Here is a 3595-nt window from a genome sequence, read left to right on the forward strand (position 1 = left end):
CCCGCGACCGGGCTCGACCAGCGGGGCGCGACCGCCCGGGCGGGGCGCGAGCAGCGGGGCGGGGCGCGGCCATCGGGGTCACCGGTGCCGGGCCAGGACCCGGTCCAGGCGGCGCCCGACCACTGTTCCGTCGGCCCAGGACGCGGCCAGGTCGATCAGCTCGTCGACCATGTCCGGCACCGACCGGTTCAGGCAGCACGGGCACCAGCCTTGGGCTTCGAAGCAGGACCGAAGCGCCATCTCGTAGTCGCCGCGGCTGAAACCCGGGATGTCGCGCACCACGGCCGTCGTCGTGTACCCGTCGGTGCTCATCCCGGAGAACGAGCGCCCGCAGCCGCACGGGCCGTCCGGATGGCGCCTGCTCAACGGGCAGGGGTCGATCATCCAGACGAGTTCCCCGTCGATGCAGTGGCTGAAATCGCTCGGGCGCTTGCCCTGGGTCACCCTCGTGGCCACAAATGCCTTCATCATCTCTCCTTCGTCTCGTGGCACGAGCGTTAGCGAGTAGATGCTGGTGACGATATCGGCAGCCACCGACACTCCTAGACTCGTCGCATGACACGCACGAACACCGTCTCCCTGATCCGGCACGGGCAGACCCTGTGGAGCATCACCGGCCAGCACACCGGACGCACGAACATCCCCCTGACCGAGCTCGGACGCCGACAGGCGGATGCCCTCGGCGAGATGCTCGACGGCCAGGCGTTCTCCCTCGTGCTGTCGAGCCCGCTCGCGCGCGCGTGGGAGACCATGGAACGGGCAGGGTACGCCGGGCAGGGCGTCGCGAGCGACGACATCCTGGAGTGGGACTACGGCGTGTACGAGGGGCGCACGACCGACGACATCCGCCGGGACATCCCGGGCTGGTCAATTTGGACCCACCCGGTCGAGGCGGGCGAATCCGTGGACGAGGTGGCCGCACGCGCCGACCGCACCATCGAGGCCTGCCTGGCCGCCGACGGACCGGTGGCCGTCTTCGCACACGGGCATTTCCTGCGCATCATGGCCGCCCGCTGGATGGGCCTGCCGCCGACGGCCGGCCGGAACCTGAGCCTCGGCACCGCGACCGTGTCAACCCTCGGCTGGGAGCGCGAGAACCGGGTGCTGCGGATGTGGAACGACGCCTGTCACCTCGACTCGATGGATCCCGTGCTCTAAGGGCGGACCTGGTTGCGCCCGGAGCGCGGGCGTGCGGGCTGGGGCGCTGGGCTCGAGCGTGGGCTGGTGCGTGGGCTGGACCCCTTGGCCACTTATTTGAGTTGCGGACAAAGTACCTTCCCCGCGCGCGCGAAGGTACTTTGTCCGCAACTCAACCCGGGCCGGCGGCTGGGGCCACGACCGGCGCGCGGGCGTCAGTCAGTCAGTTGCGCGGTCACGTTGGCGCGCGACGCGGATGCTCCGCCCCGGCGCTGCCCCCGGCGCAATGTCCTGCGCATCGAGGAAGCCGAGCACGTCCGAGACGAGATTGCGGCTCGTCGACGTGCCCATGTGGCTCTGGCCTTCGTAGAGGAGCAACTGGCTGTTCGGGATCAGCGCGGCGGTCTGCGTGAACAGCTGCTCACTGTAGAACGCGTCGCGTTCCCCGCCGATGACCAGGGTCGGGGCGGAGATCTCGTGCAGCCGATCCCTGAGGTCCAGCTGGTCTTCGGCGCGGATGGTGGCGATCATGTCGGGCGTGGCCTTGCCGTACATCGAGCGGCCGAGCAGCCAGCCCAGCACCCCCAGCAGCCTCCGCGACGCGGGCCCGGCTCCGAGCATCGCGAACGCCGCGGCGCCTGCCCGCCTCGGCCGCTCCGCCTGCACCTCCTGGGCGACGCGTCGCTGCGCATTCCTCCCCCGCTCACCGAGCCGGTAGGCGGCCGAGACGATGATGAGCCGTTTGACCACGTCGGGGTGGTCCACCGCCAGCTGCAGCGCGACGCTGCCGCCGGTTGACATTCCCAGCACGTCGACCGGACGACCGAACTGGCGACGCAGCGCGCCGGCGAGTTCGCCGGCCAGGTCGGCGATCGTGGCATCCGGCGCGAGCCCGGGCCGTCGGTTCACCCACCAGACACGACGACTGTGGGCATAGGGCTCCAGCATCAGCGCCTGCGCCCAGCGCTCCATGCCGACGGGGCCCTCGTTGTGCGCCCCGAGCCCCGGCAGGAAGACCAGCGGCTCACCCGACCCGAGGCTGAGGAAGGGCAGCCCGCCGGGAAGCCTGCCGTACATGCGCGTGCCCGGGGGCCGCGTGCCGGTGCGGGCGCCGAATGGGCCGGATCGCGTGGTGCTGGCTGTGTGGTCGAACATCGAATCACCCATTCGCTCGGCGTGACGGTTCCGGATGCCGCGCGCGGCTCCGACAGGAAACGAGGGGGACAATACCCGCGGCCCGCTCCCCCCGCAAAGGGATGGACAACGACGTTCCCCGGGGCCCGGGATGCGCCGTCGACTCCGGGCAGGGCCGCGCACCGGGTCGCCGGGCGGGTCGCCGGGTCGCCCAGCGGCCGCCTCCCGCCCAAGTCTCACCGTCCCGCCGGGGTCTTACCCGCCCGCCCGGTCCGCTCACGGAGCCAGGCCAACCAGGCGCAGCCAGGCGCCGAGCTGGTCCTGGTCCACGTCTGCGGCGCGGAATCCGACGTAGCCGTCCGGCCGGATCACGGCCACGCCGCGTCCCGGACGGTCGCTCAGCCGGTGCACGTGGGTCATCGGGCCGAGCAGCCCGGTGTCGATCACGGCAGCATCCTTCTGCAGCAGGATGTGCACGCCGGGCTTGGCGATCAGCTCATGCAGCCGAACCCGCCGGTCCTCGCACCGCACGAGCGCATCCGGCAGGCGCGAGCCGACGCGCGCGCGACGGACCGACCCCGGCCGCGATCCGGGTGCGGCAACGCCCTCGACCGACAGCCGGCTGCCCCGATAGTGCAGCCCGAACTGGGACATCAGGCGGGCGCCCTCGGCCACCAGCCGCCGTCGTCGCATCAGCCACGGAGCGAGGGGCGCGCCGAGCGGCACGACGACCGAGCGCAGGAGCTGCGCGAGCGGATGCAGGCTGGCCTCGGCCCAGAAGATGACGTGCGTCACCCGGAGCACGCGCCGATCCGCCGGACGCCGCTCCCGCTCGTAGGAGGCGAGCAACTCGGTGCGCGGGGCCGCGCCGGAGGCGTCGGCCCCGGCCGCGAAGGCAAGTTTCCAGCCGAGGTTGAGGGCATCCTGGATGCCCGTGTTCATGCCCTGCCCCGCGGCCGGGGAGTGCACGTGCGCGGCGTCGCCGGCGATGAAGAGTGCGCCGCGGCGAAAGTGCGTGGCGAGGCGGTACTGCAGCCGCACCTGCGCCGACCAGGCCACCTCGGTGATCCGCGCGGGAAGGCCGGCGTCATCGACGAGCGCCTGGAGTTGGTCGCGCGGAACGGGCGGACCGGGCTGGCCGAACGGATGCCGCGACTCCCCCGCGGCGCGTGTGGCGAGCATTCGCCAGGTGGCGCGTTCGCCGATCGCGAAGAGGAACAGCAGCCCGCGCCGGCCGGCCACGACGTGGGCGACGCCCGGCTCGAGGTCGCCGGCGGGGGCGGGGGCTGCGGCGCGGTCGGTGGCGTGGGCGCGGGAGCGGTCG

General features: G+C 72.5%; 4 protein-coding genes. 1 reads left to right on the plus strand and 3 read right to left on the minus strand.

Annotated elements, in window-relative coordinates; translation table 11 throughout:
- Positions 1 to 78 precede the first annotated feature (78 nt).
- Positions 79 to 534: a hypothetical protein gene (locus tag E3T33_RS07610; RefSeq protein ID WP_198417257.1), complete on the minus strand. Its 456-nt coding sequence runs from the start codon at positions 532 to 534 to the stop codon at positions 79 to 81.
- 21 nt (positions 535 to 555) lie between these two features.
- Here E3T33_RS07610 and E3T33_RS07615 point away from each other — a divergent pair, with 21 nt between their 5' ends.
- On the plus strand, positions 556 to 1158 hold the full coding sequence (locus E3T33_RS07615; RefSeq protein WP_092321153.1) for a histidine phosphatase family protein: 603 nt from the start codon (positions 556 to 558) through the stop codon (positions 1156 to 1158).
- A gap of 198 nt (positions 1159 to 1356) precedes the next feature.
- Here the strand turns inward: E3T33_RS07615 and E3T33_RS07620 are convergent, their stop codons facing one another.
- Both E3T33_RS07620 and E3T33_RS07625 read right to left on the minus strand, forming a co-directional pair.
- Positions 1357 to 2292 (minus strand): alpha/beta hydrolase, encoded by a 936-nt coding sequence (locus E3T33_RS07620; RefSeq protein WP_166784438.1) that lies wholly within the window; start codon positions 2290 to 2292, stop codon positions 1357 to 1359.
- A gap of 255 nt (positions 2293 to 2547) precedes the next feature.
- Positions 2548 to 3595: FAD-dependent monooxygenase (locus tag E3T33_RS07625; RefSeq protein ID WP_174843275.1), on the minus strand; the 1048-nt coding region annotated here is incomplete at its 5' end.

This window comes from Cryobacterium sp. TMT1-2-1 (assembly GCF_004403955.1).
GTDB lineage: Bacteria > Actinomycetota > Actinomycetes > Actinomycetales > Microbacteriaceae > Cryobacterium > Cryobacterium psychrotolerans.